We start from the raw sequence: 23,429 nt of genomic DNA on the forward strand, positions 1-23,429 counted from the left end.
CCTCCCCCGCAACGCATTGCGCTCGGCCCGTCCGAGTGGACATGAAGAAGCCCCGACCCGCTCTCCAGGAGCAGGCCGGGGCTTCCCGAGCAGGCTAGGCCGCCAGCGGCAGGCGCGCGGCCGAGGTGACGACCAGCTCGCCGCCGACCGCGTCGACGCTCACGGCGCCTCCGTCGGTCACGTCGCCGCTCACGAAGAGGTCGGCGATGCGGTCGTCGACCGAGCGCTGCACGAGGCGGCGCAGCGGACGCGCCCCGTACTGCGGCTCGTAGCCGTGCTCGGCCAGCCAGTCGATCGCGGCCTCGGTGACCTCGAGCGAGACCTCCCGCGAGGTCAGGCGCGCCCGGGTCGCGTCGAGCACGATGCTCACGATCTCGCGCAGCTGCTCGCGGCCGAGGCGGCGGAACAGCACGATCTCGTCGATGCGGTTCAGGAACTCGGGGCGCATGGCCTCGCGGAGACGTCCCATCACGCGGTCGCGCAGGTCCTTCTCCGAGGCGAAGCCCTCGGCGGAGTCGTCGCTGTGCGCGACGAAGCCGAGCGCTCCCGACCGCGACGCGAGGAACTCCGACCCCAGGTTCGAGGTCATGATGATGACCGTGTTCCGGAAGTCGACCGTGCGGCCCTGGCCGTCGGTCAGGCGTCCGTCGTCGAGCACCTGCAGCAGCAGGTTGAAGACGTCGGGGTGCGCCTTCTCGATCTCGTCGAACAGCACGACGGAGTAGGGGTTCCGCCGCACGCGCTCGGTGAGCTGGCCGGCCTCGTCGAAGCCGACGTATCCGGGAGGGGCGCCGATGAGTCGCGAGACCGTGTGACGCTCGCCGAACTCGCTCATGTCGAAGCGGATCACCGACTGCTCGTCGGCGAAGAGCGACCCCGCGAGCGTGCGCGCGAGCTCGGTCTTGCCCACGCCCGTCGGACCGAGGAAGAGGAAGGATCCGACCGGACGCGACGCGTCACCCAGCCCGGTGCGGCTGCGGCGCACGGCGCGGGCGACCGCGGTGACCGCGTCGTCCTGGCCGATGACGCGCTGGTGCAGCTCGGTCTCGAGGTGCGCGAGACGGTCGCGCTCCCCCTCCGTCAGCCGCGACACCGGGATGCCGGTGGCCCGGGCGACGACGGCGGCGATCTCGGTCTCGCCGACGATCGCCTCCGGAGCGACGTGCCCGGTGGCCGCCGCGAGCTCGGCCTGCACCGCGGTGATCTCGTCGCGCAGTCGCGACGCCTCCTCGTAGTGCTCGCCCGAGACGGCGGCGTTCTTGGCGCCCTCGAGCGTGGCGAGCCTCTCGAGCAGGGCGGCTGTGTCGACTCCCGCACCGAGCTTCAGGCGGAGGCGGGCCCCGGCCTGGTCGATCAGATCGATCGCCTTGTCGGGCAGCACCCGATCGGTGAGGTAGCGGGCCGACAGCTCGACGGAGGCGCGGAGGGCCTCGTCGGTGAAGGTCACGCGGTGGTGCTCCTCGTAGGCGGGGCGGAGGCCGTGCAGGATCGCGACGGCGTCCTCGATGCCGGGCTCGCCGACGCGCACGGGCTGGAAGCGGCGCTCGAGCGCCGGGTCCTTCTCGATCGTGCGGTACTCCTTCAGCGTGGTCGCGCCGACGAGGTGCAGCTCGCCGCGGGCGAGGCGGGGCTTGAGGATGTTGCCCGCGTCCATACCCCCGTCACCGGCACCACCGGCGCCGACGACGGTGTGGATCTCGTCGATGAAGACGATCAGCTCGCCCGCGTGGGCGGCGATCTCGTCCATCGTCGTGGTGAGGCGCTCCTCGAAGTCGCCGCGGTAGCGGGTGCCCGCGAGCATCGCCGGCAGGTCGAGCGAGACGACGCGCTTGTCGCGCAGCTGCTCGGGGACCTCGCCCGCGACGATCGCGCGCGCCAGGCCCTCGACGATCGCGGTCTTGCCGACGCCGGCCTCACCGACCAGCACCGGGTTGTTCTTGGTGCGGCGGCTGAGGATCTCGACGGTCTGCTCGATCTCGTCGGCGCGGCCGATCACCGGGTCGAGCCGGCCCTCGCGGGCGAGCTCGGTGAGGTCGGTGCCGAACTTGTCGAGCATCGGGGTCTCGGAGGCGGCTGCGGCGGGCTCCTCCTGTGCGACGCCCGCCGAGACGGTCTCGCGCATGCCCTGCGTGAGCGCCTCCGCGGTCACACCTGCGCGGGCCAGGACCTGCCCGGCGGGCGCGTCCTGTCCGAGGACGAGCGCGAAGAAGACGTGCTCGGGTTCGATGTAGGTCGAGCCGCTCGAGCGGGCCACCTGGTAGGCGTGGAAGAGGGCGCGCTGGGCGCTGTTCGTGATGGTGGCGGCGTTCTGCGAGGCGCCGGCCTCGGACGCCTGCGGGAGACGCGCCTCCGTGGCGGTCGCGATGGCGCCCGGGTCGACGCCGATGCGCCGGACGGCCTGAGCGACGGCCTCGTCGTCGACGAGGACCCGCAGCACGTGCAGGGCGTCGAGCTCAGTCTGGCCGCGCTCGAGGGCGAAGCGTCCTGCGGCCTGCAGGATGCTCTGAGTGCGAGCGGTGAGGAAGCGGCTGAGGTCGATCGACCGAGCCGCGCGAGCACGCTCGCCGTCGAGGTAGCGGGCGAGGAAGTCGTCGAACGAGCTCGCTCCGGCCTCGTTGAAGTTGTCGGGCACCAGTCCTCCTGGAAGAGTTGAGTCGGTTACGCTCAAGTCCAACGCAGGAGTCGCCGTCCTATTCCCGGAGCGTGCTGAGACCTGCCGGCGAGCCCCACGAGACGCCCCTTCGGTGCGTGTCTACCGGCGTATCGCCTGCGCGAGTGGCATCTCGCGACGCTCAGCGAGAGTCGTACGCTGTGGGCGTGGAGCTGGAGTTCGAGGGGGTCGTCGTCTTCTGGCGGGGGCCGGCGCCGTGGCACTTCGTCAGCGTGCCGGGCGAGCAGGCGGAGGCGATCGCCTCCGTCGCCGCCCACGTCACCTACGGCTGGGGCATGATCCCCGCGACGGTGACTCTCGGCGCGAGCACGTGGACGACGTCGCTCTGGCCGAAGGACGGCGGCTTCCTCGTGCCGCTCAAGACCGCGGTGCGCCGCGCGGAGGACGTCGAGGTCGACTCCGCGGTGCGCCTGCGGCTCGTCATCGCGACATGAAGAAGGAGGCACGGACCCTGTCCGGTCCGTGCCTCCTCGTGCGCCGACGCGCTTCTTCTCCGGGGTGGGAGCTCTAGGGGACGATGTGTCCTGCCGCGCGGAACAGCTCGTACCACTCCGGCCGCGTCAGCGGGATGTCGGAGCCGAGGGCTGCGTCGCTCACGCGCTGGCCGTTCGTCGTGCCGAGCACGACCTGCATGTTCGCCGGGTGGCGGGTGATCCACGCCGTCGCGATCGCGATCGCGGGAACGTCGTACTGCTTCGCGAGCCGGTCGATGACCGCGTTGAGGTCGGCGAACTCGGGGTTGTCGAGGAAGACGCCGGTGAAGAACCCGCTCTGGAACGGCGACCACGCCTGCACGGTGATGTCGTTGAGGCGGCAGTAGTCGAGGATGCCCGCGTCGCGCATGACCGACTGGCCCTCGGCGAGCATGTTCGACGCGACGCCCTGGGCGATGATCGGCGAGTGCGTGATCGACAGCTGCAGCTGGTTGGCGACGATGGGCTGGTTCAGCGACTTCTTGAGCAGCTCGATCTGCAGCGGCGTCTGGTTCGAGACGCCGAAGTGCTTGACCTTGCCCGCCGCGTGCAGCTCGTCGAAGGCGCGAGCGACCTCGTCGGGCTCCACGAGCGCGTCGGGGCGGTGCAGCAGGAGCACGTCGATGAAGTCCGTGCGCAGCGCCTTCAGCGAGCCCTCGACCGACTCGATCAGGTGCTCGTACGAGAAGTCGAAGTACGGTCCGTCGCCGACGATGCCGGCCTTGGTCTGCAGCACGATCTCGTCGCGCTCGCTCGGTGTGAGCGCGAGGGCCTCGGCGAAGCGCTCCTCGCACTGGTGCAGCGAGTTGCCGTAGACGTCCGCGTGATCGAAGAAGTCGATGCCGGAGTCGCGGGCGGTGCGGACGAGGTCGCGGATGGCGTCGTCGGTCATGTCGGGGATGCGCATGACGCCGAGGACGACGTTCGGGGAGTCGAGGCCGGAGGCGCCGAGGGGGACGTGCTTCAAGGGAGTGCTCCTTCGTTGGATACCTCGTCCACGGTAGGCGCGGCGCCTGGGTGGCGTCCAACAGTGGCTGCGGGTGCGATTCATCCGGCGGAGTGGTCAATCGGCGCGGTGTCGCGCGCAGTATCGAGGTCGAGCCGCCCTCTCGGCGTCCTGGAGACCCCGATCCTGCTCCTCACCCTCGGTTGTGCACGCCTTGCCGACGCGAGCGGGCGATGGAAGGCTGCCGCCATGACGATCGAGGTGCGCCCCGCCATCGACTTCGACGACCTGGCGACGATGAACGGTCCGAAGCGGCCCGACGCGAGCGTGTGCTGGTGCCTCAGCTACCGCCTGCTCTCCTCCACCGAGAACAACTCGCTGCGGGGTCCGGCCCGCGGCGAGCGGATGCGCGAGCTCGTCGCGCAGGACCCTCCACCCGGCGTCCTCGCCTACGACGGCGACGAGGTGGCCGGCTGGGCGGCCGTGCACCCGCGCGCCGACACGAGCTACGCGAAGAAGCGGAGGATCCCGCACGTCGACGACCTCGACGTCTGGACCGTCTGGTGCATCCGCGTCCGCCCCGGCTTCCGCAGGCGCGGGATCTCGCACGCCCTGCTCGCGGGCGCCGTCGACTTCGCCCACGCCCACGGCGCCCCGGCGATCGAGGGCTACCCCGTCGACAACCGGGGCGCGAAGGTCGAGCAGACGATGGCGTACGTCGGCACTCGCGCTCTCTTCGAGCGGGCCGGCTTCACGTACGCGGCCGACACCACATCGGTGCTGGCCGGCTTCCCCCGCGTCGTGATGCGCCTGCCGCTCGACTGAGCGGTGCGAACGCGGAAGGCCCCTCACCCGCTGAGCGGGGAGGGGCCTTTCACGGTGACGGCGGGCCTAGAAGTCCCAGTCCTCGTCCTCGGTGTTCACGGCCTTGCCGATCACGTAGGAGGAGCCGGAGCCCGAGAAGAAGTCGTGGTTCTCGTCGGCGTTCGGCGAGAGGGCGGACAGGATCGCGGGGTTCACGTCGGTGACCTGCTTGGGGAACATCGGCTCGTAGCCGAGGTTCATCAGGGCCTTGTTGGCGTTGTAGTGCAGGAACTTCTTGACGTCCTCGGTCAGGCCGAGCTGGTCGTAGAGGTCCTGCGTGTACTGCGCCTCGTTGTCGTAGAGCTCGTAGAGCAGCGAGAACGTGTAGTCCTTGATCTCGTCCCGCTTGGCCTGGTCGACCAGCTCGAGCCCCTTCTGGAACTTGTAGCCGATGTAGTAGCCGTGCACGGCCTCGTCGCGGATGATCAGGCGGATCAGGTCGGCGGTGTTGGTGAGCTTGGCGCGTGAGGACCAGTACATCGGCAGGTAGAAGCCCGAGTAGAAGAGGAACGACTCGAGCAGCGTCGAGGCGACCTTCCGCTTCAGCGGGTCGTCGCCCTGGTAGTAGTCCATGACGATGGACGCCTTCTTCTGCAGGTTCGGGTTCTCGACCGACCAGCGGAACGCCTCGTCGATGTCCTGCGTGTTCGAGAGCGTCGAGAACACCGACGAGTACGACTTCGCGTGCACCGACTCCATGAACGCGATGTTCGTGTAGACGGCCTCCTCGTGCGGAGTGAGCGCATCGGGGATGAGCGAGACCGCGCCGACCGTGCCCTGGATGGTGTCGAGCAGGGTCAGGCCCGTGAACACGCGCATCGTGAGCTGCTGCTCGTCGTGGGTGAGCGTGTTCCACGACTGGATGTCGTTGGACAGCGGCACCTTCTCGGGCAGCCAGAAGTTGCTCGTCAGGCGGTTCCAGACCTCCACGTCCTTGTCGTCCTGGATGCGGTTCCAGTTGATGGCGTTGACGTGGCTGACCAGCTTGAGCTTCTCAGGGGGAGTCATGATCTCTTCTTCGTGCGGATCGGTCGTGCGAAAGGGGTGATCGGGGGTCGGACGCTACAGCATGCAGCTGACGCAGCCGTCGACCTCCGTGCCCTCCAGCGCGAGCTGGCGGAGACGGATGTAGTAGATGGTCTTGATGCCCTTGCGCCAGGCGTAGATCTGCGCGCGGTTGATGTCGCGCGTGGTCGCGGTGTCCTTGAAGAACAGCGTGAGCGAGAGTCCCTGGTCGACGTGCTGCGTCGCCGCGGCGTAGGTGTCGATGATCTTCTCGTAGCCGATCTCGTACGCGTCCTGGTAGTACTCCAGGTTGTCGTTCGTCATGAACGGCGCCGGGTAGTAGACGCGGCCGAGCTTGCCCTCCTTGCGGATCTCGATCTTCGACGCGATCGGGTGGATCGACGACGTCGAGTTGTTGATGTACGAGATCGAGCCGGTCGGCGGGACGGCCTGCAGGTTCTGGTTGTAGATGCCGTGCTCCATGACCGAGGCCTTGAGCGCGCGCCAGTCGTCCCGGGTGGGGACGGCGATGCCGGCCTCGGCGAAGAGGCGGGCGACGCGCTCGGTCGAGGGTGCCCACTCCTTCTCGGTGTAGGTGTCGAAGAACTCGCCCGAGGCGTACTTCGAGTCGGCGAAGCCCTCGAAGGTGGTGCCGCGCTCGATCGAGAGGTTGTTGGAGGCGCGCAGAGCGTGGAACAGCACCGAGTAGAAGTAGATGTTCGTGAAGTCGATGCCCTCCTCGGATCCGTAGTGGATCCGCTCGCGGGCGAGGTAGCCGTGCAGGTTCATCTGGCCGAGGCCGATGGCGTGCGACTTGTCGTTGCCGTCCTCGATCGAGCGCACGGAGGTGATGTGCGACTGGTCGGACACCGAGGTGAGGCCGCGGATCGCGGTCTCGATGGTGCGGCCGAAGTCGGGCGAGTCCATGGTCAGCGCGATGTTCAGCGAGCCGAGGTTGCACGAGATGTCCTTGCCGATGGTGGCGTAGGACAGGTCCTCGTTGTAGGTCGTGGGGGTGTTGACCTGGAGGATCTCGGAGCAGAGGTTCGACATGTTGATGCGGCCCTTGATCGGGTTCGCCTTGTTCACCGTGTCCTCGAACACGATGTAGGGGTAGCCCGACTCGAACTGGATCTCGGCGATGGTCTGGAAGAACTCGCGCGCCGAGATCTTGGTCTTCTTGATGCGCGGGTCGTCCACCATCTCGCGGTACTTCTCCGAGATCGACACGTCGCCGAAGGGCACGCCGTAGACGCGCTCGACGTCGTACGGGGAGAAGAGGTACATGTCCTCGTTGTTCTTCGCGAGCTCGAACGTGATGTCGGGCACGACGACTCCGAGGGAGAGCGTCTTGATGCGGATCTTCTCGTCGGCGTTCTCGCGCTTGGTGTCGAGGAAGCGCAGGATGTCGGGGTGGTGCGCCGAGAGGTACACCGCGCCCGCGCCCTGGCGGGCACCGAGCTGGTTCGCGTAGCTGAAGCTGTCCTCGAGGAGCTTCATCACGGGGATGATGCCCGAGGACTGGTTCTCGATCTGCTTGATCGGCGCACCGGCCTCGCGGATGTTGGAGAGCGAGAGCGCCACTCCGCCGCCGCGCTTGGAGAGCTGCAGCGCGGAGTTGATGCCGCGGGCGATCGACTCCATGTTGTCCTCGATGCGGAGGAGGAAGCACGAGACGAGCTCGCCGCGCTGCGCCTTGCCGGTGTTGAGGAAGGTCGGGGTCGCGGGCTGGAAGCGGCCGGCGACGATCTCCTCGACGAGGGCGATGGCGAGCTTCTCGTCGCCCTGGGCGAGGCCGAGGGCGGTCATCACGACGCGGTCCTCGAAGCGCTCGAGGTAGCGCTTGCCGTCGAACGTCTTCAGCGTGTACGAGGTGTAGTACTTGAAGGCGCCGAGGAAGGTCGCGAAGCGGAACTTCTTGGAGTAGGCGAGGTCGTTCAGCTCCTGGATGAAGTCGAACGAGTACGCATCGAGGACGGCCTGCTCGTAGTACTCCTTCTCGACCAGGTAGTCGAGGCGCTCCTTGAGCGTGTGGAAGAAGACCGTGTTCTGGTTGACGTGCTGCAGGAAGTACTCGCGAGCCGCCTCGCGGTCCTTGTCGAACTGGATCTCTCCGCTCGGGCCGTAGAGGTTCAGCATCGCGTTGAGCGAGTGGTAGTCCATCTGTGCGGCGTCGCGGGGAGCGTCGATCACTGCTGCGTCCAAAACGTGTCCAATCCTTCGTCGACGGCGCGGACGTCGTCGGGTGTTCCGAATACTTCGAATCGATAGAGGTGCGGCACCTCGCACTTGCGGGCGATGATGTCGCCGGCGAGGCAGTAGGCCTCACCGAAGTTCGTGTTGCCGGCGCCGATGACGCCGCGGAGCTGGGCGCGGTTGCCCGGTTCGTTGAGGAAGCGGATGACCTGCTTGGGGACCGCTCCCCCGCCGTTGCCGCCGCCGTAGGTGGGGAGGACGAGCACGTAGGGCTTCTCGACGTGGAGCGTGTCGAGCTTCGTCCCGTCGCGCCTGGCGTGCAGGGGGATGCGGACCGCGGGCCGCCCCAGCTTCTCGATGAAGCGGTGCGTGTTGCCCGAGCTGCTCGAGAAGTACACGAGTCCGCTCATCGTGCGCTCCCTTCGCTGCCCGTTCTTCGTGTCGTGCCGACCCGCCGATGCGGATCCGTCGTCGGCCCGGGGCGGAGCCCGCTCACCCGGACCGACGAAGTCGTGTCACTGCCCACCAGCACCCCCTCTGAGGTGCCTGAGTGGTGAGCTGCAAGGCGGAGGAGGAAGCCGTAGCGGCGCTACGGCGCCCGACGACAACGCCGCAGATCGCCGCTCAGGTGCCTCAGAGGGTCGCGATCTTGTCGGGGCGGAAGCCGGACCAGTGATCGTCGTCCGTGATGACGACCGGCGCCTGCAGGTAGCCGAGGGCCTTGACGGCCTCGAGGGCCTTCTCGTCGACGGAGAGGTCGAACACCTCGTAGTCGATGCCCTTGCTGTCGAGGGCGCGGTAGGTCGCCGTGCACTGAACGCAGGAGGGCTTGGTGTAGACCGTCACGGCCATGCGTGTCGTCCTTTCCGGGAGGGTGTCCTGGGCCGGCTCCAAGGCTTCCCGGCGGCGTGCCGATCGGGGTGGGAGACGGTCGTGGGTGGTACGTGTGCGGTGGTGCGGGACGCCGGTGGGGCGTTCGCTTCGACCTGCTCAGCAATACTACATATAGGGGGGCGCCCGACGGGTGCCCACTAGGGATAGTAATTACATTCGTGTAGTTATCCACCGATCGTCCCCGATCCATCCACAGGCCGGAGCCCGTGGATCCGCGGGAGGACGCGGATCGCGGAGAGTTATCCACCGCTGTGGAGGAGCGTTCGGGGTTCCCTGTGTACAACGCTCGTCGGCGTGTCGCTGTTCCCGACATCCGGGGTCGCGGGCGCAGGTCGACCACCACATGTAGGGGTCGACGAGAGTCCGTGTCCATGCTCGAACGGTAGGCCCGACCACCGACATCGGCGGCGGTCGGGCGCGCCGTCAGACCAGGCCTGCGAGATCCCGCGCGACGGCGCGCAGGTGGGGCAGCGGGTCCGCGATGGCGGCGGCGGCGGACCCTGCCGCCTCGGTCAGCGACGCAGCCGCCGCGAAGCCCGTGGTGGGGGCCCGGACCGCTCCGGCGACCAGCAGCGCCCGCGCGCCGGCCGCCTCCGCGAGCCCGAGCAGGTACGACGGCACCTTGCCCGCCATCGACTGCGCATCGAAGCGCCCCTCTCCGGTGATCACGACGTCGGCACCCCCGACCAGCGCCGGCAGGCCGAGAGCCTCTCCCACGGCGGCCGAGCCCGGTGCCAGGCGCGCACCCCAGGCCAGGAGTCCGAAGCCCGTTCCGCCCGCGGCCCCGGTGCCCGCCTCCTCGGGGTCGGCGTCGAGGTGGGCTGCCAGGTGGCGCAGCCCGTCGTCGAGGCGCAGGACGTCGTCGAGGGTCGCGCCCTTCTGCGGCCCGAACACATGCGCCGCGCCGGAGTCGCCGAGCAGCGGGTTCGTGACGTCGCTCAGGATGCGCGCCCCGCCGCTCGGCACGGGCCGCAGCGCGTGGAGGTCGACCGCCGCGAGCTCGTGCAGCGCGCCGCCTCCGTCGCCGAGATCGTGGCCCGCGACGGTGACGAAGCGCGCGCCGAGCTCGCGCAGGGCACCGACGCCGCCGTCGGTCGACGAGCTGCCGCCGATCGCGAGGAGGAGGGAGCGCGCTCCGGCATCGAGGGCGGCGGCGATCACCCGCCCGAAGCCGCGGGTGTGCGCGGTGAGCGGGCGGAGCGGGTCGAGCAGCGTGATCCCGCTGGCCGACGCGAGCTCGACCACGGCGGTCCCGTCCGGGAGCATCAGCCACGCGGTCTCGACCGGCCGGTCATCGGGCCCGGTCACGGTGAGGCTGTGGCGGTGCGCCTCGGGGACCGCGACCGCGAACGCGTCGACCGTGCCCTCTCCGCCGTCGGCCATCGGCGCGAGCACCAGCTCGTCCGAGGGCCGCGCGTCGCGCCAGCCGGCGGCGAGCGCCTCCGCCACCTCGACGGCGGTCGCCGACCCCTTGAAGGAGTCGGGGGCGATCACGACGCGGAGGGCTGCACTGCTCATGCGCCCCAGTGTGGCAGGGCGCGCCGCAGCCCGCCCTGCCGAGGCGAATGGTCTCCAGATGGGGTCTGCGAACGACCCGGAGCCCGTTTCGCACCCCTTCGCGTGACCCCTGTGGAGAACCGGAACGGGAACGAGTCGAATCAGGCAGGCTGGCGCGATGCCCCGTCCCGCACCACTCCCCCCTGCGCTCGCGGGGCGGGCGTTCTCGGTTGCGGAGGCGACAGCGGCGGGCATCGGAGCGGAGCGGCTGCGGGCGCGCGACCTGGAGGCTCCCTTCCGCGGGGTGCGCGTGCCGAGAGGCGAGGCCGTGACCGTGGAGCAACGTGCTCGCGCCTACGCGACCGTCATGCAGCGCTCGGTGTTCTGCGGGATCACGGCCGCGAGACTCTGGCCGCTCGATCTGCCCGCTGAGCATCCGGAGGAGTCGCTCCATGTCGCAGTGAGGCCTCCTGCGCACGCCCCGCGCGGCCGGGGCATCACCGGACACTCGATCGCCGATCCGGAGCTGCGCGGTGTGCGTCGGGGCGGTCTCCTCCTCGCTGACGGGGCGAGTCTGTTCGTGCAGCTCGCCTCGGTCCTCTCGCTGGACGATCTGGTCGCGGTCGGCGACGCCCTCGTCCTGACTCCCGTCCACCCGCGCGGCGGGGACACCCGGCCATGGGTGCCGCTGCGCGAGATGCGGAGGCGAGTCGAACGCTACGAGGGACGGGGCGCCCGCGCGGCTCGGCGGGCGCTGGACCTCGTCCGGGAGGGCGCCGAATCCCGACGCGAGACCCTCCTCCGCCTCGTCCTCTCGACGGCCGGGCTCCCCGAGCCCGAGCTGAACCGCGAGGTCTTCGATGCAGAAGGGCTGATCGGCAGGATCGATCTCCTGTTCCCCCGATGGAAAGTGGCCGTCGAGTACGAGGGCGACCACCATCGCACCGACCGAGCGCAGTGGGATCGGGACCTCGTGCGCTACGAGCGTCTGGCCGCCGCCGGGTGGACACCGGTGCGGATCGCCGCCACCTCCTTCGATGCAGACCCTCTCGGCTGCGCCGACCGCGTCCGCCGCGCACTCTTCGCGCACGGCTGGCGCCCCTCCGTCTGACCGCTGCACACCGTCACTGCGTGTCTGCTCTCCCTCGCACGGAGTCCCGGTCCGGTCCCGGTCCCGGTCCTGGGCCGGTCCGCGAGACGACGCGTACCGTTCTCTGGGGCCCTTTCAAACCCCACTACGGGTTCACTCATCCCCGACTCACTAGCGAACGGTCCCGCACTGGGCTCTCCTTCGGCCGCAGACCCCAACCAGCGCCCACTCGAAGGCCCGGTCTCATGTCTGAACCTCGAGACGACACCAACGGGGACCCGACCGCCCCACAGCCCCCCACGCGCGTCCACTCGCACCCGTCTCCCCACCCGAACAGACGCCAACCGGGCTCCGCGCCTCGCGCACACCCCGTCCAGCGTCCACTCGACGAAACGGCGCGCCCACTACCGAAGCCCCGCCCCGTCGCCGGCGGGCCGCCGGCCTCGCCACCCTCCGAAGCCCCACCCTCCGAACCTGGCGGGCCGAAGGCCTCGCCCCCCCTCGCCTTCACCTCGCCCCGCCTGAAGGGTGTCCGCGGGCCTCCGCGCGGTGAGCTGCAAGGCGGAGGAGGAAGCGATACCGGCGGTATCGCGCCCGACGACAACGCCGCAGATCACCGCGCGGAGGCCCGCGGACCAGTTAAGGGGTGGCTAGGCGGTAGCCGCGTTTGATCACGGTCGCAATGACGCGCGGCTCCGGCAGCGCCTGGCGCAGGCGGCTGATCGCGACGTCGACGGCGTGGTCGTCGAGGGCTTCGGGGGCGGAGGCGGCGAGCACGGATCGGGCGACCGTCGCGCCCTCCGCGGCGACGAGCGTGCGGAACAGCGCGAGGGCGACCGGGGTGAGGGCGACGCGCGTGCCGGCGAGGATCGCGTGGCGGCCTCGCAGCTCGAGGGTCCCGTACTCCGTGTCGATGCGGGGGGCGGACTGCTCGAGGTGCTCGCAGAGGAGGCGGATGAGGGCGCCCATCCGGAATCGGTCGGGCACGATCGGGAGGATCTGCGCCTCCACGAGGGGGGCGGCGGTGACCGGGCCGACGGCGGCGGCGACGACGGTCTCGCGGAAGGCGGCCTGGAGGTCGTCGAGGCGGCCGGCCGCCTCGGCGACGGTGAAGAGGGCGTCGACCGCGGGGGCGCTGGTGAAGGTGACCGCGTCGATGCCGCCTCCGCAGATCGCATCGATCAGGCGGAGGACGCGCGCGGAGTCCTCGTGCGCGGTCCAGCGGTAGGGGGCGACGGTCAGCACGGTCGCTCCCGCGCGGGTCAGCCTCTCGAGCTGCGCCGGGTCGGTGAAGCCGTGCAGCTGCACGGCGATCGTGCGTCCCTCGACCCCCTCGCGCAGGGCCAGATCGACGAGGGAGGTGGTGGTCTCGCGCTCGCTCATGCCGTGGTCGTCGAGGCCGGCGGCGCGGATCGCTCCGCGTGCCTTGGGTCCGCGGACGAGGATGCGGGCCGACGATAGGGCGTCGGTGAGCTCGAGGCCGGCGGCGTCGGCCGCCTCGAGCCAGCGGCGGAGGCCGTAGGAGGTCGTGGCGAGGAGCACGTCGGGCCGGGCCGCGATGATCGCGCGGGTCTCGTCCTCGAGGACGCCCTCGGTGTCGACGGCGCGCATCCGGATGGTCGGCGCGTGCGTCACATCGGCTCCGCGGCGCTCGAACGCGGCGATGAGGTCCTCGGAGCGGCGGTCGGACGTGACTCCGATGCGGAAGCCCTCGAGCTGGTCGGGGCGGAATCCCGGGGACGGGTCGAGGTCGGTCATCGGCGGCCTCTCACGTGGTGAGGGCATCGACCGCGCGGGCGATGCTCTCGGGATCCCCGGCATCATCGCACACGGCCTGCCGGACGACCTCGCCGATGACGATCACCGCGGGCGAGCGCGGGGCGAGGTCGGGGAGCAGTCCGAGGACGCCTCCGACCGAGGTGATCGTGGTGCGCTGGTCGCGCGACCAGCCGCGCTCGACGATCGCGAGCGGCATGTCGCCGGTCATCCCCGCGCGCTGCAGACCCGCGACGAGATGCGGGAGGGTGTTCACGCCCATCAGGACGACCAGCGTGCCGCCGAGTCCTGCCAGGTGGCCGAGCTCCTGGTCGCTGAACGGGGCGTGACCCGAGACCACGGTGAAGGCGCGGCTCACCTCGCGGTGCGTCACCGGGATGCCCGCGGCGGCCGGGACCGAGATCGCGCTCGTGACTCCGGGGACGATCGTGAACGGGACGCCGGCCGCGCGGCAGGCGCGGACCTCCTCCGACCCGCGGCCGAAGACGAAGGGGTCGCCGCCCTTGAGGCGCACGACGTCGAGGCCCTCGAGGGCGCGCGACACCATCAGCCGCTCGATCTCGTGCTGCGGGACGGCGTGGTGGCCGGGGGTCTTGCCGACGTCGATGAGCTCGGCGCCCGGGGCCCATTCGGCGAGTCCGTCGTGCGGGCCGAGGCGGTCGAAGAGCACGACGTCGGCCTCGCGGAGGGCGCGGTGGGCGGCGAGCGTCATCAGCTCGGGGTCGCCGGGGCCTCCGCCGACGATGCTGACACGGCCGACGGAGCGCAGCGCGGCGGGTGCCTCATCCACCGTCCAGATCCCGTGACGGTCGACGACCGCGCGGAGGGACGCGGAGCCCTCGACCCAGACCACGAGATCCGGCCGCCAGGCGAGGTCCAGCCACTCCTGCGCTCGGGCGACGATCGCGCCGGCGGCGCGGTAGCGGGCCAGCACGCGGCGTGCTCCGGAGGCGGTGCCCACGACGAGCACGCGGCGGCCGGTGAGATCGAGCGAGAGCTGCATCACGCCTCCGTCACGGACGCGGCGGGCGCCACGGCACCCGGCCCGATCGGGATCGTCGTGCCGGCCACCAGCACCGGCCCGTCCGGCCGCTCGTCGCGCAAGGCCGGCCGGGACTGCCCGCGCTCGCGCACGGTCGCCACTCGCGGATCCGCGGTGTCGGGCGCGTTCACGAACGAGCGGAAGCGCCGGAGCCGGTCGGGATCGGCGAGGGTCGCCGCCCACTCGTCGACGTAGGTGTCCACGTGCGTCGCCATGGCGGCCTCCAGTTCGGCGGCGATCCCGAGGGAGTCGGCGCAGACCACGTCGCGCACGTGCTCGAGCCCTCCGGGGAGCTCCTCCTGCCAGCGCGCGGTGCGCTGCAGGCGCTCGGCCGTGCGGACGTAGTACATCACGTAGCGGTCGATGTAGCGCACGAGGGTCTCGTCGTCGAGATCCTGCGCGAGCAGCTGCGCGTGGGCGGGCTGGTAGCCGCCGTTGCCGCCGACGTAGAGGTTCCAGCCGAGATCGCTCGCGATCACGCCGATGTCCTTGCCGCGGGCCTCGGCGCACTCGCGAGCGCAGCCGCTCACTCCGAGCTTGAACTTGTGCGGCGAGCGGAGCCCCCGGTAGCGCTCCTCGAGGAACACCGCCATGCCGACCGCGTCCTGCACGCCGTAGCGGCACCAGGTCGAGCCGACGCACGACTTCACCGTGCGCAGCGACTTGCCGTAGGCCTGCCCGGACTCGAAGCCGGCGTCGACGAGCAGCCGCCAGATCTCGGGGAGCTGCTCGAGGCGGGCGCCGAACATGTCGATCCGCTGGCCTCCGGTGATCTTCGTGTAGAGGCCGTACTGCTCGGCGACCTCGGCGATCACCTTGAGCTTCGCGGGGGTGATCTCACCGCCGGGGATGCGCGGGACGACCGAGTAGGTGCCGTCCTTCTGCATGTTCGCGAGGGCGCGGTCGTTGGTGTCCTGCAGCGGCGCCTGGCCCTTGTCGAGGATGTAGGCGTTGGTCTGGGTCGCGAGCACGGAGGCGATCACGGGCTTGCAGACGTCGCAGCCGAGCCCGGAGCCGAAGCGCTCCATCACCTGCTCGGCCGAGTGCAGGCCGAGGATCCGCACAGACTCGAACAGCTCGCTCCGGCTGAGCGACACGTGCTCGCAGAGGGCGCGGGACACCTCCACCCCGGCGCGGGTGAGCTCGGTGTCGAGCAGCTTCTTCACCAGCGGCACGCACGAGCCGCACTGGGTCCCGGCGCGGGTGCAGGCCTTCAGCGGGCCGAGCTCGGTGCAGCCCTCGCCGATCGCGTGCCGGACGTCGCCGACCGAGACGTTGTTGCACGAGCAGAGCTGGGCGTCGTCGGGCAGATCGCCGGACGGCGCCTCTCCCCCGGCCGCCGCGAGGTAGGCGCTCGGCTCGGCCGGCAGCTCACGGCCGAGCAGCGGCCGCAGGGAGGAATAGGGTCCCGCGTCGCCGACGAACATGCCGCCGAGCAGAGTGCGGGCGTCGTCCGACACCACGATCTTCTGGTACAGCCCGCGGGCCGGGTCGGCGTAGACCACCTCGAGCGCGCCGGCACTCGCTCCTAGCGCGTCGCCGAAGCTGGCGACCTCGACTCCCGAGAGCTTGAGCTTCGTCGCGTCGTCGACGCCCGGGAAGGTCGCGTCCCCGCCGAGGAGCCGGTCGGCCACGACCTCGGCCATCGCGTTGGCCGGCGCGACGAGCCCGACGGTGCGGCCGTCGATCGCCGCCACCTCGCCGATCGCCCAGACGTGCGCGCGGCTGGTGCGGCACGCCTCGTCGACCACGACGCCGCCGCGGGGCGCCGTCTCGATGCCGACCGCGCGGGCCAGCTCGTCGCGGGCGGTGATGCCGATCGAGAAGACGACGAGATCGGCGCTGATGGTGCTGCCGTCGGTCATCGTCACTCCGAGCACCGTGCCGGTGGGCGAGGTGAGGACGGCGGTGGGCCTGGTGCCGAGGTGCAGGGTGACGCCCTGCGCGGTGATGATGCGGCCGAGGGCCTGGCCTGCGCCCTCGTCGAGCTGGGCGCTCATCAGCCAGCGGCCGGAGTGGATGAGCGCGGTGCGCGCGCCGAGCCGGTGAGCGCCTCCCGCGGCCTCGAGCCCGAGGAGGCCGCCGCCGACCACGACGACGTTGGCCGGGCGGCCCCTGCGGAGGCGGAACGCGGCGAGATCCTCGACGAGCGAGTCCACGTCCTCGAGGGTGCGGTAGACGCGGCCGTGCTCGGCGCCCTCGATCGGCGGCACCGTGGCGGAGGATCCGGTGGCGAGCACGATCTCGTCGCCGTCGAAGAGGCGACCGTCGGCGAGCTCGACGCGGACCGCGTCGGGGTCGATCGCGGTGACGCGGGAGGAGGTGACCAGGCGGGCCGACTCCCACAGCGCACCGTCGCCGAGGGTGAGGTCGACAGTGCCCTCCAGGCGCTTCGAGAGCGCGACGCGGTCGTAGGGGTGGTGAGCCTCCTCGCCGAAGACGGTGATGTCGAGCGGAGTCGAGGCCCGCGCGACGAGCGCGTCGACGAGGCGGTGCGCGGCGGGGCCGGCGCCGACGACGAGCACGCGTCGGGGTGCTGCGGGGATCGCTGGGGTCATGCACTCCACCGTAGGCACGCGGGGTTTCGCCGCCGTTGCCCCGACGTAACGCTGTGTGACCGGCGCCTCTCGGCCGCGATCGGCCGCCGTGAGAGGTTCGTTACGCAGGTGACTCCTGCCGCGTGCTCCCGCGAAACGTGGGCTCTCTACCGTGGCCTCACCGCCTCCGATCGGAAGCGGACCCCCGAACCGGAGAGGAGGCGCGACCGTGACCGCACTCGCCCTCGCCCCCGCCACGACCTGGGCGCCGGTCTGCAGCCTCCTCGAGCTCGAGCCGCTCTGGGGAGAGGCCGCCCTGGTCGGCGGCGTGCAGCTCGCGCTGTTCCTCGTGCCCGACGGCCGCGTCTTCGCCGTCTCGAACCTCGACCCCGCGACCGGAGCGGCCGTGCTCTCGCGCGGCATCGTCGGATCCCGCAGCGTCGACGGCGTGCAGCGGCCGACGATCGCCTCGCCCCTGCACAAGGACGTCTTCGACCTCGAGACGGGCCGGTGCTACACGAAGGAGAGCCTGCACCTCGCGACCTGGAGCGTGCGCGAGGTCGACGGCGTCATCGAGGTGGCGCAGCGGACCGCGCTCGTGGCCGCCTCGCACGGCACCTCGGACGACGACGGCCGCCGGGCCGTCGCCGCCCTGGTCGAGGCCGTGCGGCGCGCGAATCCGGCCGTCGACGTCCTCGACTCGTTCGTCGACGTGCAGCAGCCCGACGTGCCGGCGACTCTGGGCACCCTCGAGCCGGGCCGCTCCGCCGTCGTGGTGCCGCTGCTCCTCTCCGCCGGCTATCACGTGCACGTCGACCTCGCCGAGGCGGCGGCGGAGGCGGAGCGTCCCGTCCGCGTGTCGGGCGCACTCGGCCCCGACCCGCGACTCGCCCGGGTGCTCGCCCGCCGCCTGCAGGAGGCGGGGCTCGCCGACGGCGACCGCGTCGTGCTCGCGGCCGCCGGGTCGAGCGACTCCGGCGCCGTCGCCGACTGCTGGAGCACGGGGCGCCTCCTCGCCGCCGAGCTCGGCCGCGACGTCAGCGTCTCCTTCATCTCGGCTGCGGAGCCGCGAGTACCGGAGGCCGTGGCCGCCGAGCGCGCTGCGCACCCCGGCTCCCGGGTCGCCGTCGCGACCTACCTGCTCGCGCCCGGGTACTTCGCCGGCCTCGCCGTCGCGGCCGGCGGCGACCTCACGTCCGCTCCCCTCCTCACGGCCGTCGACGCGCCCGCGCGCGAGCTGGTCGACATCGTCTCGGAGCTGTTCGGCCGCAACGCCTGACGCTCCCTCCCACACCACCACCGCTCCACCTCCCCTTCCCGAGCGCGCCCTCGCGCGCGCCGCCCACTCCCCGGAGGAACACGATGACCGCTGCACCGCCGACCACCGCCACCATTCCCGCCCCGATCACCGACTCCGGCCTCACCCGCCGGCCGGGCCGCTGGATCGACGGCTGGAACCCCGAGGACGCGACGCAGTGGGAGGCGGAGGGGCGCTCGGTCGCCGCCCGCAACCTGCGCTGGTCGATCTTCGCCGAGTTCCTCGGCTTCGTCGTCTGGCAGCTCTGGTCGGTCGTGGTCGTGCAGCTGCCCGCTGCCGGCTTCGACTTCACGACCGGCGAGATCTTCTGGCTCATCTCGATGCCGAGCCTCGTCGGCGCGACGCTCCGGATCCCCTACACGTTCATGGTCCCGCGCTTCGGCGGCCGCAACTGGACGATCGTGTCGGCGGGGCTCCTGCTGATCCCGAGCATCGGCCTCGCCCTCGCGGTCGGGAACCCCGGCACTCCTTTCGGAGTCATGCTGTTCGTCGCGGCGCTCGCCGGCTTCGGCGGCGGCAACTTCGCGAGCTCCATGGCCAACATCACCTTCTTCTACCCGCACGCCCAGAAGGGCTACGCGCTGGGTCTGAACGCCGCCGGCGGCAACCTCGGCGCCTCCGTCGCGCAGCTGATCGTGCCGATCGCCATCACGATCGGCGCCGCCGCGACGCTCAACCTGCCGCTCGCGGGCTGGATCTGGGTGCCGCTGATCGTCGTCGCGATGATCGGCGCGTACAAGCGGATGGACAACCTCTCCGCCGCGAAGGCCGACGTCGCCGCCTCGCTCGCCGCGCTGCGCGAACCGCACCTGTGGCTGCTCGCCGTGCTCTACATCGGCACGTTCGGCTCGTTCATCGGCTTCGCCGGGGTGTTCCCGAAGCTCATCGCCGACACCTTCCCCGAGTACTCGCAGTTCACCGTCGGCTCCGCGACCCTGACCCTCGCCTTCCTCGGAGCCCTCGTCGGCTCGCTCGCCCGCCCCTACGGCGGCCGGCTCGCCGACCGCTTCGGCGGCGCCCCCGTCACGATCGCGGCGTTCATCGCCATGGGCGCCGGCATCCTCGGGGTCATCGCGACGCTGCCGCTGGGCAGCTTCTGGCTGTTCCTGCTCGGGTTCCTGGTGCTCTTCGCCGCCGCGGGCATCGGCAACGGCGCGACCTACCGGATGATCCCCACCGTCTTCGCCCTCCGCGCCCGCGAGAGGGGCGGCGACGGGATCGGCGCCCAGCGCACCGCGGCGGCAGCCCTCGGCCTCATCTCGGCGATCGGCGCCTACGGCGGGTTCGTCATCCCGCAGCTGCTCGGCTACTCCAAGACCACGTTCGGCGACTACACGACGGCGCTCGGCTGGTTCGTCGGCGCCTACGCGGTGATGCTCGCGATCACGGCGGGCGTCTACCTCCGCCTGGCGGCGAAGACCGGGACCCGGATCTGACGATGACGCATCCGCCCGCCCCCACCGACTCCCATTGCCCGTACTGCGCCCTGCAGTGCGCGATGACACTGACACCCGCCGACGGGGCGACGCCGGTGAGCATCGAGGGCCGGGAGTTCCCCACCAACCGGGGCGGGCTGTGCGCGAAGGGCTGGACGGCCGCCGAGCTGCTCGCGAGCGGGCAGCGGCTCCGCGCCCCGCTGATGCGCGGTGCCGACGGCGGCTTCGTCGAGGTGTCGTGGGCCCGCGCGCTCGACGCGGTCGCGGAGGCGGTGCTCGGCACGCGCGAGCGGAACGGCGCCGACGCGGTCGCCGTCTTCGGCGGAGGCGGTCTCACCAACGAGAAGGCCTACCAGCTCGGGAAGTTCGCGCGGATCGCGCTGGGCACCTCCCGCATCGACTACAACGGCCGGTTCTGCATGTCGTCGGCCGCCGCCGCGGGCAACCGCGCGTTCGGCGTCGACCGCGGGCTGCCCTTCCCGGTGACCGATCTCGACGACGCCGACACGATCCTCCTGCTCGGCTCGAACGTCGCCGCGACGATGCCGCCGTTCCTCGCGCACCTCGCGGGGGCGCGCTCGCGAGGCGGCCTCGTGGTCGTCGACCCGCGCCGCTCCGCCACAGCGCGCCTCACCGAGGAGGGCGCCGGGACCCACCTGCAGCCCGCCCCCGGCACCGACCTCGCGCTCCTGCTCGGGCTCACCCACCTGGTCCTCGCGGAGGGCCTCGCCGACACCGCCTACCTCGCCGCCCGCACCACCGGGTTCGACACGGTGCGCCGCAGCGTCGCGTCGTGGTGGCCCGAGCGCACCTCCTCCGTCACCGGCGTGCCGACCGAGCTGCTGCGCCGCACCGCCCGGCGGCTGGCAGAGGGCCGCTCGTACGTACTCACCGGCCGCGGTGTCGAGCAGCACGTCGACGGCACCGACACCGCCACGGCCGCGATCAACCTCGCGCTGGTGCTGGGCCTCGTCGGCCGCCCGGGATCCGGCTACGGCACGCTCACCGGCCAGGGCAACGGGCAGGGCGGGCGCGAGCACGGGCAGAAGGCCGATCAGCTGCCGGGCTACCGCTCCATCCGCGATCCGGAGGCGCGCCGTCGGGTCGCCGAAGTGTGGGGCGTCGACCCCGCGACGATCCCCGGCGCAGGGCTGCCCGCCGTCGCGCTGCTCGCCGAGCTCGGCCGCTCGGTGCGCTGCCTGCTCGTGCACGGCTCGAACGTGGTGGTGTCGGCGCCCGACGCCGATCAGGTGCGCGCCGGCCTCCAGGCGCTCGACACGCTCGTCGTGTGCGACTTCTTCCTCTCCGAGACGGCCGCGCTGGCCGACATCGTGCTGCCCGTGCCGCAGTGGGCGGAGGAGGAGGGGACCATGACCTCGCTCGAGGGCCGGGTGCTGCGTCGCCGGAAGGCGCTGGAGCCGCCCGCGGGAGTCCGCAGCGAGCTGTGGATCCTGAGTGAGCTGGCCCGCCGTCTCGAGGCGCCCGGCGCCTGGTCGACGGTCCCCGCCGAGGTGTTCGACGAGCTCGCCCGCGCGTCCGAGGGCGGCATCGCCGACTACTCCGGCCTCTCGCACGCCCTCCTCGACACCGGAGTCGCGGCCTACTGGCCGTACCCGGTCGGCAGCACCGGCAGTCCGCGGCTGTTCGGCGAGCGCTTCGGCCACGCGGACGGCCGCGCGCGGATGGTCGCCGTCACTCCCCGCGCCGTCCCCGTGCGCGACCGCGGCGACGAGCTGACGCTGATCACCGGCCGCTACCTGCAGCAGTACCAGTCGGGGACGCAGACCCGCCGGGTCGCCGAGCTCGACGCCGCGCGCCCCGAGGCCCGCCTCGAGATCCACCCCGCGACCGCCTCCCGGCTCGGCGTCTCCGACGGCGCGCGAGTCGCCATCGGCAACGGCCGCGGAGTCGTGCGGGCGCGCGCCTCGGTGACGGCCGACATCCGGCACGACACGGTCTTCCTACCGTTCCACTACGCCGGCGAGCAGTGCGCCAACCTGCTGACGGAGGCGGTCGTGGATCCGATCTCGTCCATGCCCGAGTTCAAGCGCACGCGGGTCTGGGTCCGCGCAGAGGGAGCCGTCGATGCCTGAGCCGCTCCGCGTCGTCCTCCTCGGCTACGGCCCCGTGGGCGCGCGTCTCGTCGAGGAGCTGCTGCCCTCCGTCCGCTCCGGCTCCGTCGCCCTGACGGTCGTCGGCGCCGAGCCGCACGACGCCTACAACCGCGTCCTGCTGGCCGAGTACGCCGTCGGCCGTGCCACCCGGGAGCGCCTCGACCTGGGCGATCGGCTCGCGGCGGAGGAGGCGGGCGTCGTCTTCCGGCTCGGCTCCGCCGCGGTCGGCCTCGACCGCGCGCGCCGCACGGTGCGGCTGCACGACGACGAGCGGCTGCCGTACGACCGCCTCGTCCTCGCCACCGGTGCCCGGGCCAACGTCCCGACGCTGGCAGGCATGGAGCGGGCGCGGCGCGATCGCCGGGTCCGCTCCGCCCTCCCCGAGACCCTCGACCGCGGAGCGACTCCGCTGCCCGAGCGCGTCGTGGCGCTCCGCGACCTCGACGACGCGCACGAGGTCCGCGACGCCGTCCGCGCCGGCTCGCGCATCGTCGTGCTCGGCGCCGGCGTGCTCGGCGTCGAGTTCGCGCTCGCGGCCTCCGAGCAGGGCGCCGAGGTGGTCGTCGCCTACCACGGCGACATCCCGATGGGGCGCAACCTCGATCACGGCGGCGGCCGGATGCTCGCCGCGGCCGCTCGCTCCGCCGGCGTCGAGATGGTCTCGCACGCCCGCTCCGAGAGCATCCTGCTGGCCCACGACGAGCACGGGCGCGCCCGCTTCCAGGCCCTCGTCTGCGCCGACGGCAAGCAGATCGAGGGCGACCTGCTCGTGCTCTCGTGCGGAGTCGGCGCCCGCACCGAGCTCGCGGCGAGCGCCGACCTCGCGGTGTCGACGGGGATCCTCGTCGACGAGCACCAGCGCAGCTGGAGCGATGCGGACGTGTACGCGATCGGCGACTGTGCGCACGTCGCTCCGCGCGGCTCCGCCCTGCCCGACGGCCGGGTGCCCGGCGGCCCCAGCGGTCTGATCGGCCCGGGCTGGGAGCAGGCCGATCGTCTCGCGGCGCGCCTTGCGTCGGAAGCGGCGGGCCGCCCGGCCGATGATCGGGTGCCCGAGCAGCGTCGGGCGGTCGTGATGCTGAAGGCCGAGGGGGTCGACCTGGTCGCGGGCGGCGACGCCACGGCCGAGCCCTGGGACGCGGTCACGCACTCCTCCGGCTGCGCGGAGCACGCGGAGGTGACCGTCTGGGCCGACCCCGCGCGCGGCGGCTACGCGAAGCTCGTCACGGTCGCAGGCGTGCTGCGCGGCTTCGTCTCGGTCGGCCTGCCCCGCGCCGGCGCCGAGCTGACGCTCCTGTTCGAGCGCGGCTCCGAGCTGCCCGCCGACCGCTCGAGCCTGCTGCGCCTCGACGCGCCCGATGCCGGAGCGGCCCCGACCGGCGATCCGTTCGCTCCCGACGCGACCGTCTGCTGGTGCAACGGCGTCTCGACCGCCGCCGTCACCGCCTCGATCGCCGACGGCGCCGACAGCGTCGCCTGCGTCGGCTCCGCCACCCGGGCCGGTACCGGCTGCGGTGGCTGCAACGGCCGCATCTCGGAGCTGCTGGCGCGCCTCAGCGTGCCGGCGTGA

17 protein-coding genes are annotated in these 23,429 nt (G+C 71.8%); 7 read left to right on the plus strand and 10 right to left on the minus strand.

What is annotated here, in order from left to right; translation table 11 throughout:
• Positions 1-94: 94 nt before the first annotated feature.
• A complete protein-coding gene (locus GRS92_RS05760) occupies positions 95-2,632 on the minus strand; it encodes an ATP-dependent Clp protease ATP-binding subunit (RefSeq protein WP_159854183.1) in 2,538 nt (845 codons plus the stop codon).
• 185 nt (positions 2,633-2,817) lie between these two features.
• Between GRS92_RS05760 and GRS92_RS05765 the strand changes: the two genes are divergently transcribed.
• Complete coding sequence (locus GRS92_RS05765) at positions 2,818-3,105, plus strand: DUF1905 domain-containing protein (RefSeq protein WP_159854185.1); 288 nt, start codon at positions 2,818-2,820, stop codon at positions 3,103-3,105.
• A 73-nt stretch (positions 3,106-3,178) separates the two neighbouring features.
• Here the strand turns inward: GRS92_RS05765 and GRS92_RS05770 are convergent, their stop codons facing one another.
• Positions 3,179-4,111, minus strand: coding sequence for an aldo/keto reductase (locus tag GRS92_RS05770; protein WP_268817137.1), 933 nt, complete (start codon positions 4,109-4,111; stop codon positions 3,179-3,181).
• Positions 4,112-4,339: 228 nt separating this feature from the next.
• Between GRS92_RS05770 and GRS92_RS05775 the strand changes: the two genes are divergently transcribed.
• Positions 4,340-4,915 carry a GNAT family N-acetyltransferase gene (locus tag GRS92_RS05775; RefSeq protein ID WP_159854189.1) on the plus strand — a complete coding sequence of 192 codons (576 nt, stop codon included), beginning with the start codon at positions 4,340-4,342 and terminating at the stop codon, positions 4,913-4,915.
• Positions 4,916-4,981: 66 nt separating this feature from the next.
• Here GRS92_RS05775 and nrdF read toward each other — a convergent pair whose 3' ends face one another.
• The 5 genes from nrdF to GRS92_RS05800 form a co-directional block, all read right to left on the minus strand.
• Positions 4,982-5,962, minus strand: a complete 981-nt coding sequence (gene nrdF, locus GRS92_RS05780; RefSeq protein ID WP_085476995.1) for a class 1b ribonucleoside-diphosphate reductase subunit beta — start codon at positions 5,960-5,962, stop codon at positions 4,982-4,984.
• A gap of 54 nt (positions 5,963-6,016) precedes the next feature.
• On the minus strand, positions 6,017-8,122 hold the full coding sequence (nrdE, locus tag GRS92_RS05785) for a class 1b ribonucleoside-diphosphate reductase subunit alpha (protein ID WP_159854818.1): 2,106 nt from the start codon (positions 8,120-8,122) through the stop codon (positions 6,017-6,019).
• A 26-nt stretch (positions 8,123-8,148) separates the two neighbouring features.
• A complete protein-coding gene (gene nrdI / locus GRS92_RS05790; protein WP_159854191.1) occupies positions 8,149-8,565 on the minus strand; it encodes a class Ib ribonucleoside-diphosphate reductase assembly flavoprotein NrdI in 417 nt (138 codons plus the stop codon).
• Positions 8,566-8,788: 223 nt separating this feature from the next.
• Positions 8,789-9,007, minus strand: coding sequence for a glutaredoxin-like protein NrdH (gene nrdH, locus GRS92_RS05795; protein ID WP_068255139.1), 219 nt, complete (start codon positions 9,005-9,007; stop codon positions 8,789-8,791).
• A gap of 465 nt (positions 9,008-9,472) precedes the next feature.
• Entirely contained in the window at positions 9,473-10,567 is a 1,095-nt protein-coding gene (locus tag GRS92_RS05800) for a glycerate kinase (protein WP_159854193.1), read from the minus strand.
• 157 nt (positions 10,568-10,724) lie between these two features.
• Here GRS92_RS05800 and GRS92_RS05805 point away from each other — a divergent pair, with 157 nt between their 5' ends.
• Positions 10,725-11,657 carry an endonuclease domain-containing protein gene (locus tag GRS92_RS05805; protein WP_204162055.1) on the plus strand — a complete coding sequence of 311 codons (933 nt, stop codon included), beginning with the start codon at positions 10,725-10,727 and terminating at the stop codon, positions 11,655-11,657.
• A gap of 618 nt (positions 11,658-12,275) precedes the next feature.
• Here GRS92_RS05805 and GRS92_RS05810 read toward each other — a convergent pair.
• From GRS92_RS05810 to nirB, 3 genes are read right to left on the minus strand one after another with little or no spacing between them, the layout of a single operon-like run.
• The gene (locus GRS92_RS05810; RefSeq protein ID WP_235021837.1) at positions 12,276-13,394 is read right to left on the minus strand and encodes a uroporphyrinogen-III synthase; all 1,119 of its coding nucleotides are present in this window, start codon (positions 13,392-13,394) and stop codon (positions 12,276-12,278) included.
• Positions 13,395-13,404: 10 nt separating this feature from the next.
• Entirely contained in the window at positions 13,405-14,415 is a 1,011-nt protein-coding gene (gene cobA / locus GRS92_RS05815; protein ID WP_159854195.1) for a uroporphyrinogen-III C-methyltransferase, read from the minus strand.
• Positions 14,415-17,012, minus strand: a complete 2,598-nt coding sequence (gene nirB, locus GRS92_RS05820; protein WP_159854197.1) for a nitrite reductase large subunit NirB — start codon at positions 17,010-17,012, stop codon at positions 14,415-14,417. The genes cobA and nirB overlap by 1 nt, the downstream gene beginning before the upstream one ends.
• Before the next feature lie 208 nt (positions 17,013-17,220).
• Between nirB and nirD the strand changes: the two genes are divergently transcribed.
• The 4 genes from nirD (at position 17,221) to GRS92_RS05840 (ending at position 23,429) form a co-directional block, all read left to right on the plus strand.
• Entirely contained in the window at positions 17,221-18,270 is a 1,050-nt protein-coding gene (gene nirD, locus GRS92_RS19170; RefSeq protein ID WP_159854199.1) for a nitrite reductase small subunit NirD, read from the plus strand.
• A gap of 83 nt (positions 18,271-18,353) precedes the next feature.
• On the plus strand, positions 18,354-19,745 hold the full coding sequence (locus tag GRS92_RS05830; protein WP_159854201.1) for an MFS transporter: 1,392 nt from the start codon (positions 18,354-18,356) through the stop codon (positions 19,743-19,745).
• 2 nt (positions 19,746-19,747) lie between these two features.
• Positions 19,748-21,838: a molybdopterin oxidoreductase family protein gene (locus GRS92_RS05835; protein ID WP_159854203.1), complete on the plus strand. Its 2,091-nt coding sequence runs from the start codon at positions 19,748-19,750 to the stop codon at positions 21,836-21,838.
• Positions 21,831-23,429, plus strand: a complete 1,599-nt coding sequence (locus tag GRS92_RS05840; RefSeq protein ID WP_159854205.1) for an FAD-dependent oxidoreductase — start codon at positions 21,831-21,833, stop codon at positions 23,427-23,429. Before GRS92_RS05835 ends, GRS92_RS05840 begins: the two co-directional genes overlap by 8 nt.

The organism is Rathayibacter sp. VKM Ac-2754, assembly GCF_009807095.1.
In the GTDB taxonomy this organism is placed as follows: Bacteria; Actinomycetota; Actinomycetes; order Actinomycetales; family Microbacteriaceae; genus Rathayibacter.

Bases quoted from the DNA above. Each gene is read 5' to 3' on its own strand.
- GRS92_RS05775 (WP_159854189.1), top strand. From the start codon at position 4,340: ATGACGATCGAGGTGCGCCCCGCCATCGACTTCGACGACCTGGCGACG.
- nrdF (WP_085476995.1), bottom strand. From the start codon at position 5,962: ATGACTCCCCCTGAGAAGCTCAAGCTGGTCAGCCACGTCAACGCCATC.
- GRS92_RS05805 (WP_204162055.1), top strand. From the start codon at position 10,725: ATGCCCCGTCCCGCACCACTCCCCCCTGCGCTCGCGGGGCGGGCGTTC.
- GRS92_RS05800 (WP_159854193.1), bottom strand. From the start codon at position 10,567: ATGAGCAGTGCAGCCCTCCGCGTCGTGATCGCCCCCGACTCCTTCAAG.
- GRS92_RS05830 (WP_159854201.1), top strand. From the start codon at position 18,354: ATGACCGCTGCACCGCCGACCACCGCCACCATTCCCGCCCCGATCACC.
- nrdE (WP_159854818.1), bottom strand. From the start codon at position 8,122: ATGGACTACCACTCGCTCAACGCGATGCTGAACCTCTACGGCCCGAGC.
- cobA (WP_159854195.1), bottom strand. From the start codon at position 14,415: ATGCAGCTCTCGCTCGATCTCACCGGCCGCCGCGTGCTCGTCGTGGGC.
- nirB (WP_159854197.1), bottom strand. From the start codon at position 17,012: ATGACCCCAGCGATCCCCGCAGCACCCCGACGCGTGCTCGTCGTCGGC.
- nrdI (WP_159854191.1), bottom strand. From the start codon at position 8,565: ATGAGCGGACTCGTGTACTTCTCGAGCAGCTCGGGCAACACGCACCGC.
- GRS92_RS05810 (WP_235021837.1), bottom strand. From the start codon at position 13,394: ATGACCGACCTCGACCCGTCCCCGGGATTCCGCCCCGACCAGCTCGAG.
- GRS92_RS05835 (WP_159854203.1), top strand. From the start codon at position 19,748: ATGACGCATCCGCCCGCCCCCACCGACTCCCATTGCCCGTACTGCGCC.
- GRS92_RS05840 (WP_159854205.1), top strand. From the start codon at position 21,831: ATGCCTGAGCCGCTCCGCGTCGTCCTCCTCGGCTACGGCCCCGTGGGC.
- nrdH (WP_068255139.1), bottom strand. From the start codon at position 9,007: ATGGCCGTGACGGTCTACACCAAGCCCTCCTGCGTTCAGTGCACGGCG.